Source organism: Aureisphaera galaxeae (genome assembly GCF_028561275.1).
Taxonomy (GTDB): domain Bacteria; phylum Bacteroidota; class Bacteroidia; order Flavobacteriales; family Flavobacteriaceae; genus Aureisphaera; species Aureisphaera galaxeae.
Genome location: NZ_JAQQTF010000019.1, coordinates 87,016 through 102,364 on the forward strand (window position 1 = coordinate 87,016; position 15,349 = coordinate 102,364).

17 protein-coding genes and 1 tRNA gene are annotated in these 15,349 nt (G+C 41.6%); 9 read left to right on the forward strand and 9 right to left on the reverse strand.

Annotated elements, in window-relative coordinates:
• Positions 1 to 8: 8 nt before the first annotated feature.
• Positions 9 to 1,790: an ABC transporter ATP-binding protein gene (locus POV27_RS18950; RefSeq protein WP_272864371.1), complete on the forward strand. Its 1,782-nt coding sequence runs from the start codon at positions 9 to 11 to the stop codon at positions 1,788 to 1,790.
• Here POV27_RS18950 and POV27_RS18955 read toward each other — a convergent pair.
• The 6 genes from POV27_RS18955 to folP all read right to left on the reverse strand — a co-directional run bounded on the left by POV27_RS18955 (position 1,754) and on the right by folP (position 6,191).
• Complete coding sequence (locus POV27_RS18955; protein WP_272864372.1) at positions 1,754 to 2,575, reverse strand: DUF3667 domain-containing protein; 822 nt, start codon at positions 2,573 to 2,575, stop codon at positions 1,754 to 1,756. The two genes, POV27_RS18950 and POV27_RS18955, sit on opposite strands and share 37 nt — an antisense overlap.
• Positions 2,576 to 2,578: 3 nt before the next feature.
• Positions 2,579 to 3,361, reverse strand: a complete 783-nt coding sequence (locus tag POV27_RS18960) for a diadenylate cyclase (RefSeq protein ID WP_272864373.1) — start codon at positions 3,359 to 3,361, stop codon at positions 2,579 to 2,581.
• A 179-nt stretch (positions 3,362 to 3,540) separates the two neighbouring features.
• A complete protein-coding gene (locus POV27_RS18965; protein ID WP_272864374.1) occupies positions 3,541 to 3,936 on the reverse strand; it encodes a toxin-antitoxin system YwqK family antitoxin in 396 nt (131 codons plus the stop codon).
• Positions 3,937 to 4,019: 83 nt separating this feature from the next.
• Positions 4,020 to 4,757, reverse strand: a complete 738-nt coding sequence (locus POV27_RS18970) for an SH3 domain-containing protein (RefSeq protein ID WP_272864375.1) — start codon at positions 4,755 to 4,757, stop codon at positions 4,020 to 4,022.
• A gap of 66 nt (positions 4,758 to 4,823) precedes the next feature.
• A complete protein-coding gene (locus POV27_RS18975) occupies positions 4,824 to 5,252 on the reverse strand; it encodes a VOC family protein (RefSeq protein ID WP_272864376.1) in 429 nt (142 codons plus the stop codon).
• Positions 5,253 to 5,384: 132 nt separating this feature from the next.
• Positions 5,385 to 6,191, reverse strand: coding sequence for a dihydropteroate synthase (folP, locus tag POV27_RS18980; protein ID WP_336375849.1), 807 nt, complete (start codon positions 6,189 to 6,191; stop codon positions 5,385 to 5,387).
• Between the two features lie 83 nt (positions 6,192 to 6,274).
• On the opposite strand from folP, the gene POV27_RS18985 reads away from it, so the two are divergent.
• The 8 genes from POV27_RS18985 (at position 6,275) to POV27_RS19020 (ending at position 12,804) form a co-directional block, all read left to right on the forward strand.
• Positions 6,275 to 6,820 carry a DUF1599 domain-containing protein gene (locus tag POV27_RS18985; protein WP_272864377.1) on the forward strand — a complete coding sequence of 182 codons (546 nt, stop codon included), beginning with the start codon at positions 6,275 to 6,277 and terminating at the stop codon, positions 6,818 to 6,820.
• Positions 6,821 to 6,841: 21 nt separating this feature from the next.
• Positions 6,842 to 8,554, forward strand: coding sequence for a BT_3928 family protein (locus tag POV27_RS18990; RefSeq protein WP_272864378.1), 1,713 nt, complete (start codon positions 6,842 to 6,844; stop codon positions 8,552 to 8,554).
• Between the two features lies 1 nt (position 8,555).
• Positions 8,556 to 9,629 (forward strand): ABC transporter permease, encoded by a 1,074-nt coding sequence (locus tag POV27_RS18995; protein ID WP_272864379.1) that lies wholly within the window; start codon positions 8,556 to 8,558, stop codon positions 9,627 to 9,629.
• Between the two features lie 23 nt (positions 9,630 to 9,652).
• Entirely contained in the window at positions 9,653 to 10,402 is a 750-nt protein-coding gene (gene tpiA, locus POV27_RS19000; RefSeq protein ID WP_272864380.1) for a triose-phosphate isomerase, read from the forward strand.
• 14 nt (positions 10,403 to 10,416) lie between these two features.
• The gene (gene prmA, locus POV27_RS19005; RefSeq protein ID WP_272864381.1) at positions 10,417 to 11,253 is read left to right on the forward strand and encodes a 50S ribosomal protein L11 methyltransferase; all 837 of its coding nucleotides are present in this window, start codon (positions 10,417 to 10,419) and stop codon (positions 11,251 to 11,253) included.
• A gap of 63 nt (positions 11,254 to 11,316) precedes the next feature.
• Positions 11,317 to 11,592 carry an ATP-dependent Clp protease adaptor ClpS gene (locus POV27_RS19010; RefSeq protein ID WP_272864382.1) on the forward strand — a complete coding sequence of 92 codons (276 nt, stop codon included), beginning with the start codon at positions 11,317 to 11,319 and terminating at the stop codon, positions 11,590 to 11,592.
• A gap of 166 nt (positions 11,593 to 11,758) precedes the next feature.
• On the forward strand, positions 11,759 to 12,619 hold the full coding sequence (locus tag POV27_RS19015; protein ID WP_272864383.1) for a M57 family metalloprotease: 861 nt from the start codon (positions 11,759 to 11,761) through the stop codon (positions 12,617 to 12,619).
• A gap of 111 nt (positions 12,620 to 12,730) precedes the next feature.
• Positions 12,731 to 12,804 (forward strand) — tRNA-Arg (locus tag POV27_RS19020).
• A gap of 240 nt (positions 12,805 to 13,044) precedes the next feature.
• Here POV27_RS19020 and POV27_RS19025 read toward each other — a convergent pair.
• From POV27_RS19025 to POV27_RS19035, 3 genes are read right to left on the reverse strand one after another with little or no spacing between them, the layout of a single operon-like run.
• Positions 13,045 to 13,806, reverse strand: coding sequence for a GNAT family N-acetyltransferase (locus tag POV27_RS19025; RefSeq protein WP_272864384.1), 762 nt, complete (start codon positions 13,804 to 13,806; stop codon positions 13,045 to 13,047).
• A complete protein-coding gene (locus POV27_RS19030; RefSeq protein WP_272864385.1) occupies positions 13,803 to 14,198 on the reverse strand; it encodes a nuclear transport factor 2 family protein in 396 nt (131 codons plus the stop codon). Before POV27_RS19030 ends, POV27_RS19025 begins: the two co-directional genes overlap by 4 nt.
• Positions 14,199 to 14,202: 4 nt before the next feature.
• Positions 14,203 to 15,330 carry a DUF8173 domain-containing protein gene (locus POV27_RS19035; protein ID WP_272864386.1) on the reverse strand — a complete coding sequence of 376 codons (1,128 nt, stop codon included), beginning with the start codon at positions 15,328 to 15,330 and terminating at the stop codon, positions 14,203 to 14,205.
• Positions 15,331 to 15,349 lie beyond the last annotated feature (19 nt).

The following is a 15,349-nucleotide window of genomic DNA, read 5'->3' on the forward strand; positions in this document are numbered from 1 at the left end:
GAAGCAACATGGCAGACGCAAAAGGAAAAGCGTTCGATTTTAAACTTTTTAAGCGGCTAATGGGATACACCCGTAAGTACCGCTTAACTTTTTATTTCACTGCCTTCGCTGCCATCGCTATGGCAGGCTTGGCCGTTTTAAGTCCGGCCATTCTCCGAAGGGTGATCGATGAAGCCATTTTAAAATACGATTACTCCTTAATGGTGACGCTGGTATCCCTTATGCTAGCGATATTGATTATTGAGGTACTCTTTCAGTTTGCTTTTATCTACTATGCGAACTGGCTGGGACAAAATGTAATTAAGGACATTCGGGTGAAACTCTTCAAATTAATGTTGAGTTTCAGAATGAAGTACTACGATAAAAGTGCGGTGGGAAGATTAACCACACGAGCTGTAAATGATATTGAAACGATTTCCAGCATCTTCAGTCAGGGATTGTTCATGATTGTAAGCGACTTATTGAAGATGTTAACCGTTGCCGCCTACATGCTCTACGAAAGCTGGATACTAGCGCTCATTGTCTTTTCTATTCTACCTTTTATTGTATATGCTACGCGCGTTTTCCAAAGAGCCATGAAAAGTGCGTTCGAAGAAGTGCGTACCCAAGTGGCCAACCTCAATTCCTTTGTACAGGAACGTATTACAGGAATGAAGATCGTACAGGTGTTTGCAAGGGAGGCCAAGGATTATACGGAGTTTAAGGAGATCAATAGAAAGCACAGAAAGGCATGGATAAAAACCGTGTGGTACAACTCTATTTTCTTCCCTATTGCTGAAATGTCCGGTTCCATTGCCATCGGTCTTTTGGTCTGGTATGGAGGTCTAAATGCGGTGGCAGAAAATATAGCTGGAGTAGGGGATATTACCCTCGGGCTCATCACGATTTTCATTACCCTTACCCAGATGTTGTTCCGTCCTTTACGGCAGATCGCCGATAAATTCAATACCCTCCAAATGGGAATGGTAGCCGCCAATCGCGTGTTCGAAGTGTTGGATACGGAATCCCATATTACCGACGAAGGGAACATAGAACTGAATCAGGTGAACGGGCATATCGATTTTAAGGACGTGCGATTCGGATATAACGAAGATGAAGAAGTAATTAAAGGAATTTCTTTCTCCGTTTCCCCAGGGCAGACCATTGCTTTGGTGGGCGCGACAGGAGCAGGGAAGTCGACCATCATTAATTTGCTTTCCCGTTTTTATGAAATTAATGGAGGGGAAATTAGTATCGATGGCGTCTCCATAGAAGACTATACCCTAAAATCCCTTCGTAACCATATCGCTGTGGTGTTGCAAGATGTATTCTTGTTCGCGGATACGATTTTCAATAACATCACTTTGGGCGATCCAGACATTACTGAAGAAGAGGTCATTGCCGCAGCCAAGGAAATTGGGGTGCATAAATTCATTTCTTCTTTGCCAGAAGGCTATCAATACAACGTAAAAGAAAGAGGTAGCATGCTTTCTTCAGGACAGCGCCAATTGATTGCCTTCCTTAGAGCCTATGTAAGCAAGCCTAGCGTTTTGGTGTTGGATGAGGCGACTTCTTCCGTAGATAGTTATTCCGAAGAGTTGATTCAGAATGCTACCGATAAGATTACCCAAGGAAGAACCTCTATTGTGATTGCCCACAGATTAGCGACTATTAAGAAAGCCGATCAGATTCTGGTAATGGACGCGGGTAAAATTGTGGAAAAAGGAACCCACAAGGAATTACTGAAAAAAGAAGAAGGTTTCTACAAAAATCTTTACGAGGTCCAGTTTATGATCGAGGAGGCGATATAGGAAATACCCCGTTTTTCCTTTTCTGCTTGGATCATTTCTTCCAAGCCTCCATTAAACACCAGAATTACGAACTGTATAATACTTACTATGATAAGCATGATAAGCATGACACCGAAGAATAGAAGTGTTCGCAACAGAATTTGCCCTAAGCTCAGCGAATATAATTTCTTGTATAGGTATCCTATGTAAAACATCATGATGATATTCATTACATTCCCCATGATATAATAATTCACACCCAGTCCCACCCCAATGGAAAGGACAAAGAAATTCGTAATCGAAAATTGAGCAACAGCATAGGTAATAATCACTAGATGCTCGGTATAGTTGAACTTCTTGAGCCCGATGAACGAAAGTTTTCCCATGACAGCATAGATCGGTAAATTGATTAGGGCTACGATACTGTAGTAATCATAAATCCAATCCACATTTACAGAAGCATTTGGCTGATTTGGCACAATAGCACTTAAGTCCATCGCTTCGGGAAAGAACTTACGTAGTATGAACAACTGAAAACCCGAAAGGGTAATTGCAATAGCAAAGTAACTCAAGGGATTGGAATATCTTTTCCGTATCCCATCTATGTAGGCTGTAATAACATCGAATGGATTCCTAAACATAGTTAGGTATGTCTTCAGGAATCGATTGTCATAATTGAGAAACTGCTCACTAAAATTTTCCCATACATTTCGCATGGTGAGTCGATTGCGGATGACCTTGGCTCCGCAAGCCGAGCAATAGTTATTTTCGGAAGTAAGGGTAGCAGTACAGTTTTTACATTCCATGAGCTAGAGGCTGAGGTCTTTTTCCAAGAGTCTTTGAAGCTCGTCCAAACCTTCAAAAAGCACAAAATCCCCTTCCTTTAAATAGGATATCTGACCGTTTTCTTCGGAAACCACAATACACACCGCATCGCTCTTTTCGGTAATGCCCAATGCTGCGCGATGGCGTAAGCCAAAACGTTGCGGAATTTTCTTTTCGTTGGAAACGGGCAGGATAACACGGGTGGCGGTGATCATATTGTCTTCAATAAGAATGGCACCATCGTGCAAGGGACTGTTCTTGTAAAAAATACTCTCTATAATGGGTTGGTTAACTTCTGCATTCATTCGGTCACCGGAGGTCTTCACGAATTCCAGACTGTTATTGCGTTTCAACACAATAATGGCTCCAGTCTGACTCCGACTCATTTTTCCACAAGCTCCGATAATAGCCGGAATATTGGTTTGCAGTTCTTCGTCTGCAAACAGGTTAAAACGTTGTAGCATCCGCTTTCGGGCCGAGAAGTTCGTAGACCCGATCATAAGAAGGAACTTACGTATTTCCTGCTGAAATACAATCACCAAAGCAACCATCCCAACCCCCAGGAAACCTCCAAGGATTCTACTGAGTAGAAGCATGTCCAAAAACACGGTGAGACGCCAAATACCATACATGATCACAATCCCTACGAAGATATTGATAGCTACGGTACCCTTTACCAGTTTGTAGAGGTAGTACATGAGGGCCGCCACAAGGACGACGTCGATTATATCTATGATTCGTATTTCCTGGAGATCAAAAAATTCCAATGCAACTGGGCTTTTTGTAAAAGTAGGTTAATTTTTGAAATGTTAAGAATGCCGTTTCAGGTTTTCCCAAAAGTTAATGCATTCTGGCGTTTCTTTCACGTCATGAGCAAGAGTAAAGAAGCCCTTTTCTAAAGCAATGGCATGTAGAGCTTGGTGGATAGACGGCGACACCCGTTCCGCTACTTGAAAGTTTGCGTTTTCTGGAGCTCACCAGCCTCATTATAGACTTTCCAAGTACCCTTCTTCTTACCATGTTCGAAGCGGCCTTCGTCCCAGAGTTGTCCATTGGTATGGTATCGCTTCCATACACCGTGCTTTTGGCCTTCATCGTCGAAGCTGCCCGTCCCACGCGTTTCACCATTCTTGAAGAACCATTTCCATCGACCAACGATCTTTCCGTCCTTGAAGCTTCCGGAGGATTGCATTTGGCCATTATTGAGAAAGTACTTCCACTTTCCTGATTTCTTTCCGTTGGTGAATTCGCCTTGGCAAGAGACAAGGCCATTTTTGAAGAACAGCTTAAAAGGGCCATTTTTAGGATTGCCGTTTTCATCGATTCCAGGAATGTCTTTCATGGGTATTCTTTTTTATTGCTTACGGTCTCGGCTATGTGTAGTTGGGTGCAATTACGGAAAGCTATTGTTGGCAGTAGTATGTTTTAACATCCACAATATAATTCCACCAATGTAGCTTGCCCTTTTTCTTCGATTTTGAAATAACACCCAGGGTTTGTTTTTTTTGGTTCGAACTTGGTATTATTCTCTTTCCATACGTTTTGGTCTATGTCCATTTTGCCCACTTCGTAAATTTGTTCAACCCACTTCATCAGTTTTTTTCTGTTGATTCTAGGTAATTTCAGCTCGACTGTTGTTCCTCCAGCTTCCTTACATTCAAAGATGGAATATTTTATTCCAGGCTCGAACTCTTGAGAAAATGAACAAAGCATTTTATTGTCCCATTCATAATACTCCAACTCGGATTTTTCACCAAGTGGTTTGTAGTTATTAATGAGGTAATTATAAATAACTTCAGTGTTTTGGTCAGAAATGGCAATCTGCTTTTTCAATTTTTCGATATCTGGGTCGTCTAAAGTAAATAATTTATCATCCACCAGGTACGCACTAAAAACATACCCTTTATTTATTCCGTCAACTTCTTTTATTTTGAACCATTCACCTTTTATGCTTTTTTCCCCGTCTCTGATTTGTAATTCAATTCCAGTTTCATCTAGTATTTCAACTTCTGCTCCATAAAGTAATTTTCCGATTCTTTCCGATTTTTGGTCCGGGCTTTTTCGAACAATGAGTCCATTTTCGGCTAGTACAAAACTTGTGTCTTGTCCAAAAAGAAAAGTGGATGACAATAATAGAAGTAAAATTGAAGTTGTTGCTTTCATATTAAAGGTCTCTGCTATGCGTAGTTGGGTGCAATTACGGAAAGCTATTGTTGGCAGTAGTAATTTCTATTTTGTAACAACAAATTGCCATGATATGCCATATTTGTCCGCACACCATCCAAATTTTTCGCCAAATCCGTAATCGCCTTCACCATTGTAACTATCAAGAGGAACCATTACTTGGCCGCCATTTGAAGAAAGTTTGTCAAAAAGTTCTTGTATCATTTCTTCAGAGCTATCACTTATGAAAATTGAAACTGCAGGTGAAAATGTCCAAGCATGGTTATAATTACTTTCTGAAACCATATACTCGGTTCCATTTAATATAAATTCTCCATATTTAATAAGTTTAGGTGTTCCTCCCGGCTCTCCTTCCGCATATTTTATTACGTTTTTAATTTCCGAATTCGGAAATATAGAAGTGTAAAAGTTAATGGCTTCTTCCCCTTTTCCGCATTGGTCACCTACAAATGTTAGAAATGTCGTTGTTTTCATGCTTGTTTTAATTACTGTCAACCATTCAATATGTAGAAAACTACTTATATCCAGTCAATTATGAAATAAATGTAATGATGTATTATTTAGAAAACCAACTAGTCCTCATTAATTTTCTACATTCTTGAATTTTCAGAAGGAATGCTGCTTCAAATTTTTCCATAAAGTAATACATTCTACCGCTTCCTTTACATCGTGGGCGCGTAAGATAGAAGCCCCTTTTTCCAACGCAATGCTGTGCAAGGCAGTGGTTCCGTTAAGTGCATCGAATGCCGTACTCTTAAGGGTTTTATAGATCATCGATTTTCTTGAGATGCCCACCAGTAAAGGTGCGTCTATATGTTGAAATTGCTCCAAATGATCGAACAGTTCGAAATTCTGGGCCAAGGTTTTCGAAAAACCAAAACCGGGATCTACAATCACATCATTAATTCCCGCTGCACGTGCCGCCGCCAAGCGTTCCGAAAAGTATAATAACACATCCGTTGTAATGTTGTCGTATTCGGTGTCATCCATCATGGTATGCGGCGTTCCCCGCATGTGCATCATGATGTAAGGAACCTGATGGCTGGCCGCCACCGATAACATGGCTTCGTCCATACCCCCTCCAGAAATGTCATTGATCATGGAAGCGCCTGCTTCTAGTGCAGATTGGGCCACTTTGCTTCGAAATGTATCTATGGAAACAATGGCTTCTGGAAATTCCTTGCAAATGGCTTCAATGGCCGGGATAACCTTCTTCAATTCCTCATCAACGCTCACTTCCTGAGCTCCGGGACGGGTGCTGTATCCGCCAATGTCCAAAAAGGTGGCACCTTCTTCTAGCATGGTTGCTGCTTTCGAAAGAATTTTGGCCGAATCCGTGACCCGGCTTCCTTCAAAAAAGGAGTCTGTGGTTATGTTTAAGATCCCCATGGCCTTGGGTGTGGAGAGGTCCAAAAGGGAGCCTTTGCAATTGAGGGTGTACAATTTTTTAAATTGATTTATTTAAGCGAAATTTACACAAATTCTTACACATATTTATGTCAGACACCTCCCTTCAGTATGATAGCGTTATAGCGACCTGTAGATCGTTGTTTATCAATAAAATGAAAGATTATGGAAGCGCTTGGCGCATCCTTAGATTGCCTTCCCTAACGGATCAGATTTTTATCAAGGCGCAGCGCATTAGAAGCCTTCAACAAAATGAGGTGCGAAAAGTAGACGAAGGGGAACGAAGTGAGTTCATAGGTATTATCAATTATTCCATCATGGCCTTGGTACAGTTGCAGTTAGGTGTGGTGGAGCAACCCGATTTGGATTTGGACAAGGCTACCGAGCTGTATGATGAGCAGGTGGCTCTTACCAAGCAATTGATGATGGACAAAAACCATGATTACGGGGAAGCTTGGCGGGATATGCGGGTAAGTAGTTTAACCGATCTCATCCTTCAGAAATTATTGCGTGTAAAGCAAATTGAAGATAACCAAGGGAAAACCTTGGTGAGCGAAGGTATAGATGCTAATTATCAAGATATGATTAATTACAGTGTTTTTGCGATGATTCATTTGAGTGAATCTTTGGATTAATACTGCCATAACCCTTTACATATGAAATATATTGTTGGATTCCTCCGAATTTTTGTTGGGATATTCTTTATCATTAGTGGGCTTATAAAACTGAACGACCCCGTAGGATTTTCGTTCAAACTTCAGGATTATTTTGCTCCCGAGGTATTGAACTTAGAGTTTTTGGTTCCTTATTCTTTGGCAATTGCCCTTTTCGTGGTGGTATTTGAAGTAATGGTAGGGGTGATGATCATTATAGGTTATGCGAAGCGATTTACGTTGTTCAGTCTATTGGCAATGATCATATTCTTTACGTTCCTCACTTTTTATTCGGCCTATTTCAACAAAGTAACCGATTGTGGTTGTTTTGGGGACGCCATGAAATTGACCCCTTGGGAATCTTTTTGGAAAGATGTGGTGCTGCTAGCCATGATTCTGGTTTTATACTTCGGAAGAAAACACATAGAACCCTTTTTCTCCAAATTGACACGAAGCATTATAGTAACGATTTCATTGGTGCTTTGCCTTTGGTTGGGATATCACGTATTGATGCACCTACCCGTAAAAGATTATAGGCCCTATAAGATTGGAGCCAATATTGAAGAAGGCATGACCGTACCGGAAGATGCGCCGCCTCCAATCATTGAATATTTGTGGGAATATGAAATTAATGGAGAGAAAGAGGTCATTGCTAATACTACAGGAAGGGATCCCAAACCCGAAGGTGGCACCCGTATTGGAGTGGAAACGCGATTTATCCGAGAACCCTATGAGCCGCCTATCCACGATTTCTCTATGGAACGGGATGATGAGGATTATACTTACGAATTCCTGGGGGAAGAGAACCTGTTGGTAGTAATTGCCTACAATTTGGACAATACCGAGCACCAAGGATTCGGAAACATAAGAACGGTAACCAACGACGCCCTTAAGAAAGGATACAAGGTGATCGGACTTTCGGCTTCCAGTACTGCAGAAACAGAAGAGTTGGCCAAATTGCACAAACTGAATTTCAAATTCTACTTCTGCGATATGACTACCCTTAAAACCATTGTGCGTAGTAATCCTGGAGTCTTAGAATTACAAAGTGGAACCATCATGCAGAAACTGCATTGGAACGATGCTTTGGATATAGAACTGAGTGAACAGGAAGGTGCCATGCCCAATTTGGATTTCGAATTGAAGCATACCTTGGACAGTGTAGCCGTATTGGATCAGAAATATCGTAACCTTATGTCTACCGATTCTGAAGAAGAACGTGCCAAAATGGCTGAGGCGGCTGGCTTTCAAGAAGATGATTATAGCATTGATGCACTTTGGGCGAAGCAGACTGCCATTGATGAGTCCAATATGGAATTGGTGGCCAAGATATTCGATGAAAAGGGCTATCCAGGTAAGTCGATGGTTGGTGAGGAAACACAGAGTGCCGCTTGGTATGTGCTGCAACATAGCAATAGAATTCCAGACTATATCTCGATCATAAAGAAGGCAGGAGAAGATGGAGAATTGTCCATGCGATTGGTAGCCATGATGGAAGACCGGTATCTTATGGGTAAAGGTGAGCCCCAAATTTACGGAACACAAGGGCAAAGTATGAATGGTAAAAGCTACATCTGGCCTATTGAAGATCCGGAAAATGTAAATACAAGAAGAACCGAAGTAGGCTTTACCGAAACCGTAGAGGAATATGCCAAGCGTTTGTTTGGAGCCGATTTCGAGTACGAAGTGCTTACGTTGGATGATATAAAGAATTAGGATGGCTGGGTACATACTTCAAAAATTGGGATATGCATTACTCACTTTATTTGGGGTAGTTACCGTGATCTTTTTGTTATTTACCATTCTCCCTGGCGATCCCGCACGGATGATGCTGGGACAGAATGAAAGTGAGGAACAGCTTGCCATTGTTAAAAAGAAGTATGGGTTCGATAAGCCCGTTTATCAACAATATCTTTATTATTTAAATGATCTTTCGCCCTTGTCTTTTCATAGTAAGACCGAAGGTGATTATACCTTTTTGTTGAAGGGCAAGTACCAAGCGTCTTCCCTTTTTTCGATAGGAAATACCCAAGTCGTTCTTAAAAAGCCTTATTTGCGTGAGTCCTTTCAGAAGAATGGGAAGAAAGTGAGTAGTGTCATTCGAGAGACCTTGCCCAATACCTTTATTTTGGCCGTTTCGGCTATTGCCATTGCCATTTTTTTGGGAATAGGATTGGGAATCATTTCGGTGCTGTTCAAGGATCGATGGGTGGATAAAACGATACAATTGGTGAGCACCTTGGGAATGAGTGTTCCCTCTTTCTTTAGTGCCATTGTCTTTGCATGGCTATTTGGTTATGTATTGCACGAATATACCAACCTGAATATGACTGGAAGTTGGTACGAGGTGGACGATTTCGGGGAAGGAAGTTACATTCAGTGGAAAAACTTATTACTACCGGCTGTTGTATTGGGAATAAGACCCTTGGCAGTGGTGAGTCAGCTCATGCGGAATTCACTAATCGAGGTCTTGGCACAGGATTATATTAGAACTGCCAAGGCGAAGGGTTTGTCTTTCTTTACGATTATAAGGAAGCACGCCTTAAAGAATGCCCTTAACCCTGTGGTGACAGCGGTGTCTGGATGGTTCGCCTCTATGCTGGCCGGAGCGGTATTTGTAGAATATATATTTGGTTGGAATGGTTTGGGAAAGGAAATCGTAGATGCCCTAAATACCTTGGACCTACCCATAATTATGGGCGCCGTATTAATTATTGCGATATTATTTATCGTCATCAATATTGTGGTCGATATCCTGTACGGATGGTTGGACCCAAAAGTAAAAGCTTAAACGTTGTTGAAAATATTTGAACTATGAGAAAAAGAATCGTTGCAGGAAACTGGAAAATGAATTGTGATCTTTCGGAAACAGATTATCTGTTGTCCCGATTAATGGAGCAGAAACTGAATCCAGAAGTGGAGGTAATCGTAACACCCCCCTTTCCTAATTTATATACCGCTTTCAATTTGTTGAAAAATGCACCCATCGATGTTGCCGCTCAAAATATGCATCAAGAAGCAAACGGGGCGTATACAGGAGAAGTTTCAGCTACTATGCTAAAGAGCGTGGGCGTGGAAACCGTTATACTTGGGCATAGTGAAAGAAGGGCATATTTTGGGGAGGACAACGCACTCTTGGCCCAGAAAGTTTCTACGGCACTGTCTCAAGAAATGAGAACTATTTTTTGTTTCGGGGAAGAATTGCAGGAGCGAAAAGAGGGACGCCATTTCGATGTGGTAAAAGAACAATTGCAAGAAGGATTGTTCCATATTTCCAATGACGATTGGAAGCAAGTAGTCCTGGCCTACGAACCCGTTTGGGCCATTGGTACCGGAGAGACCGCTTCTCCTGAGCAAGCACAAGAAATGCATCAATTTATTCGCGAAACTATTGCCGAAGCTTACAGTCAGGATATTGCGAATGAAGTTTCTATTTTATACGGTGGAAGTGTAAAACCCAATAATGCTTCAGAAATTTTCGGTAAACCCGATGTGGACGGAGGTCTTATTGGAGGTGCTTCATTAAAGGCAGATGATTTCGCTGCTATCGTAAATGCTTTTTAATACTACTAGATACAGTGGCAGTTTATATTGAATACGATTTCAAAGTGTCTCCTTTGCAACCCGGAACAGAAATCCTGATTGCTGAGTTGGGGTATGCGGGTTTTGAAAGCTTCGTTGAAAATGAAGAAGGAGTTAAGGCTTACATTCAGAAAGAAGAATGGAATGCCGACCTATTGGAGGACATCCAAATATTGAATTCCACCGAATTCGAAATCACCCATGAACATAAAGAAATTGAACAGGTGAATTGGAATGCCGAATGGGAGAGTAATTTCAAGCCCATTGTGGTAAGTGAAGACTGCGCAGTTCGAGCGCCTTTCCATGAGCCTTACAATGTACCTTATGAGATCATTATAGAGCCCAAAATGTCTTTTGGTACTGGGCACCATGAAACTACCTATATGGTGTTGCAGTTTATCTTGGAAAATGATTTTGAAGGAAAAACGGTTTTGGATATGGGCTGCGGTACTGCGGTCCTCGCTATACTTGCTGAAAAGCGGGGAGCGGTACGGTTGGATGCCATTGATATTGATGAATGGTGCGTGGAAAATAGTACTGAAAACTGCGAGCGCAATCAGTGTAATGCCATTACTGTACAATTGGGGGATGCAGCTTTAATTCCGAAAGAGGCGACTTACGATACGCTCATTGCCAATATTAACAGAAACATCTTGTTGAATGATATGCCCATCTACGAAGCGGCATTAAAATCTTCGGGGGAACTCTACCTAAGCGGGTTTTATGAAGAAGATTTACCTATGATCAAGGAATGTTGTGAAGGGTTGGGAATGCGCTACCAAGAACACAAACAAAAGAACAGTTGGATCGCGGCTAAATTCGTGAAGTCATAATTTGCCTTTCTAAGGGTTTGATTTTATGGTTTTTGTGCGAAAATTTCTATTTTAGTTGTCGCTATGGGTACACAGGAGAAATATCAAGAAGAGCTGCTCATTCTGGAAGATGAGCAAAAGGAAAATCAGATAGTTTTATACAATGATGATGTGAATACTTTCGACCATGTCATCAATATGTTGATCTATGCTTGCGACCATACTCCCGAGCAAGCAGAACAATGTTCCATTATTGTTCATTACAAAGGAAAATGTACGGTAAAATCCGGTTCGTATGACGATTTGAAACCGCGTTGCAGTAAGTTGCTGGAAGCGGGCTTATCGGCCGAAATCATCTGATTTTACGGTTTTTCCCTACCAGTTTTATGGGTTAATGATTATTCAGTGATATTTGATTTTTATTGAATTATGTTCAAAAAAAATCCCAAATGCTTGTGTTTTTTATAAAAAACTATTAGATTTGGGCCACAGACGTAATTTAGTAAAACCACTAATACCATCAACTATGAGAAAATTCAAGTATGGACTTTTGGGCGTTCTAGCCCTGGGTCTCACCGTGGTTTCCTGTTCTAAAGATGAGGAAATCACAGACGAACAACAAACGGCTAATCTTACCAAAGAAGTTCCGCAAGAAGTCATCGATGCCGCAGGCACTTTAGGCCTCAACACCAACTTCGTGAAGTACGATACTTTCTACTTCCCGGATGGTACTTCAGAAGAGCGTTTATTCTTCGAAGAAGACATCGTTTTGAGTGAAGATGAACTGTTCACTTTATCAAAAGCCGTCGAAGAGCAGGCTGGTGACACCGATCGTCAGTATCGCACCTGGAATTTAGTTAGCCAAGGAAGAAATATTTCCATTATCGGTTATACCGGTGGAGGCGGATTTGGGCTTTCCAATAAGGAGCGTACCGCACTGCAATGGGCAGTGAACAATTACAACCGTCTAAGCGGGGTTTCTATTAGCTTTACGCTTACTTTTGGAACCAACTGGCAAACCAAGGATATGGTAGTATACCGTAATCCTAACCAGTCTGGATCTGGTGGAAGCGCTGGATTCCCAAGCAACGGTCTACCGTATCAGTTCGTTCAGATTTATGGACTATCTGGTTTCAGTACCAATGTGAATGAGCACGTAATTACCCACGAAATTGGACACTCCGTTGGATTCCGTCACACGGACTGGTTCAGCCGTCAAAGTTGCGGGCAGAATGTTAACGAAGGACAAGCCGGAGTTGGCGCTGTTCACGTAAGTGGAACACCTACCGGATACGATTCTACTTCCGTAATGCTAGCTTGTTTTAGCAGCAGTGAGGATGGAGAGTTTAACGGAAACGACATTACAGCTTTGCAAAATATGTATTAACAAACCGACCTTAGTATTGCAACGCTATGCCGCCATCTAAAGATGGCGGTTTTTTTAAATTTATATTTGACGAAATAAATAAAAAAGTTTTATATTTGCAGCCCTTAAAACGGCCTCGTGGCGCAACTGAATAGCGCATCTGATTACGGCTCAGAAGGTTGCAGGTTTGAATCCTGCCGAGGTCACTACAAGCAAGAAACCACGCCATTTGGCGTGGTTCTTTTTTATGGAAAAGCCAAACGAAGTTTGAAGCTTTGGAATAAAACAAGAACCACGAGCGTAAGCTCGGGGTTTCTTATTTGCAAAGGGGAACTTTATCAGGATCACACGGTAATCCTGACATGTTGGTGCTCTCGATACATTTCGCCTTGCGGAACACCTGCCTGCCTACCGGCAGGCTCGATCACCAGAAGTTACTAAATCTCCTAAGTAGCAATACCTAGCTCTTTCTTCAAAATGTTTCTAAATCGCGTAGCACTTATGTAATGGTCTTCCAACAGTCTGCCATCGCGCAGGAGATTGAAAACCCCAAAACCGGAAGGAGCCATTTTCGCCTCTTTTACCGTGCTTATTTTAGAAACTTTCATATCTATGCCATGATCCATGGCAACATCAAGTATCGCCGCTACAGACTTTTCACTCCAAGGACATTGGTCTGCATAGCTTATGTGCCAGCCCTTGTATTTTTTCTGTTGCTTGGTCCAGTCGTGAAACTTCGGGTTTTCGGCTTTGGCATTCCATTTCTTCGACAATAACTCAAACCGATCTTTGGTTTCAATTTGTTCAAAGCCATTTCTTTCGAAAAGGGTCTTATTGGCCAACCATCCATCTTTGCTTGTTATTACACAAACACCATCCATTCCAAGGGACTTGGCTTCTTTTTCAGCATCTTCAATGAGCATGGTGCCATAGCCCTTACTTCTTTGTTTTTTGGAGTATATGTAAGTGCAATGAATGAACATATAATTGTCGGCATCGATAGGTCGCCAAGCATATTTGGCAGGAACATATTCAATGAACCCGATCATTTTCTCTTCCTCATTTTTAAGGATCTTTATTCGTAATCCTTCTTTGTGGCGTTTTTCAAACCAATTGAGTTTGTCCTTAAATCCTTGCCTTTTGGTGTCTTTAATACAGAAGAAAGTTTCTTTCAGTGCATTTTCGGGGGTTACGGCTACGAGTTTCATGGTTTTTGATTTAAAAATTTTACGGTATTCACCGCGGGCATATCCCAGGCTTCTTTAATCTTACCATCCACGATACGCCAAACTACAACTGCGTCTACCTCCATGGCATTGTCTTCCAGTATCATGGTGTCCTTCACATGGCCTACAACAAATTCATCTCCCATAGGGGTAATGGATATGGGGTTCACCTTAAAACTTCCCTTGGAGTTCTGAGCCATTTTTCGGAAGAAGTCTGTTAGACCTTTAGAGCCCAGGTAGTCTCCTTCTAGCTCAGGTAATTCGGGATTGAAATAGTGCCAAATGAAATCTTCTGCCAATACCTCTGCTGTGGCAGTCATATCGGTCGGATTAAAGCCCATTACTACGCTTAGATTGGGATGTTCCTTATTCATGGTTTTATGTTTTTGCAAGTTGTTTTTTAGACTGAAGCACCTTTAACGTCAATGCGCCATAGGTGATTGATAGTATGACTATAGAGACTAATACGCCTGCGTAGGGAATAATCGTGAACAAACGCAATACAATGGCAATCAATAGCGCCAGAAATGTAATACTCCAAAAGCCCCAATTCTTTCCATTTCGTTCCTTCAAGTAATAAGTTACCAATAGGGACGCGACCAAATGACCGAACAAAAGACTAAATATAAATATGACAGTAGCGAAGAGCCCTAATGGGATCCCTATAAGCATTAGAAAGGCGAGGAGGATTAATAATGGAATACCGATAAGATAAATCAGCCCGAAACCAAAACTCTTTAACCAGTTGTCTTTTAGACCTTCAACCGCATTAGAAAATGCGTTTCTAAAGAGGGCGTGCAATACCAGAATGACTAAAAAGGCAGACAGTATATAGAATATCCATAATTTGATGGAAGCAGTTCCTAAGGTGGTTAGTGAGGATTGTGAATTTTCTTTACTAAGTTCTTCATTGAATTGCGCTTTGCCATTTACCAGGGAATTTTGGAAATCCATTTCGCCATCGTCATTCCAGTATTCCACATTCCCATGGAATTTAGCATTAGATCCAATGGTGAGTTCTTCTCCGACGAGTTTTGCGGGACCGCGTACGGTTCCATTGATCGAAACATCCCCTCCACGGACTTTTAGTCGCTCCATGACTTCCCCGTTCATGGTAATGTCCCCTGCGTAGCAGAGCAACTGGCCATGTATACGGGCATTTTCGGAAAGGAGGACTTCACCGCCAAAGACAACCAAATCGTCTCCGATTTCCGAATCTATGGTTACTTTTCCTCCCGCGATGCGAACATCATCCATGACGTATCCCTCTACTGAAAGTTCTCCACCAGCCGCAATAAGATCTCCGTGAATACTATCTTTTACAATCAGGTTTCCTCCAGCAATAACAAGGTCGCCTTGTACGGCAGCATTCACTTGTATTTTTTCATCAGCAAGGTATTTATCGTCCTGCTGTATGTCGTTAATAATGATGCCTTCCTTGTTTTCAGACTGACTAAATGCCAGTATAGAGAATAACAAAAGACATAGGGTAGTTAGCTTTTTCATGGGTGTTAGGTTTTTTAAA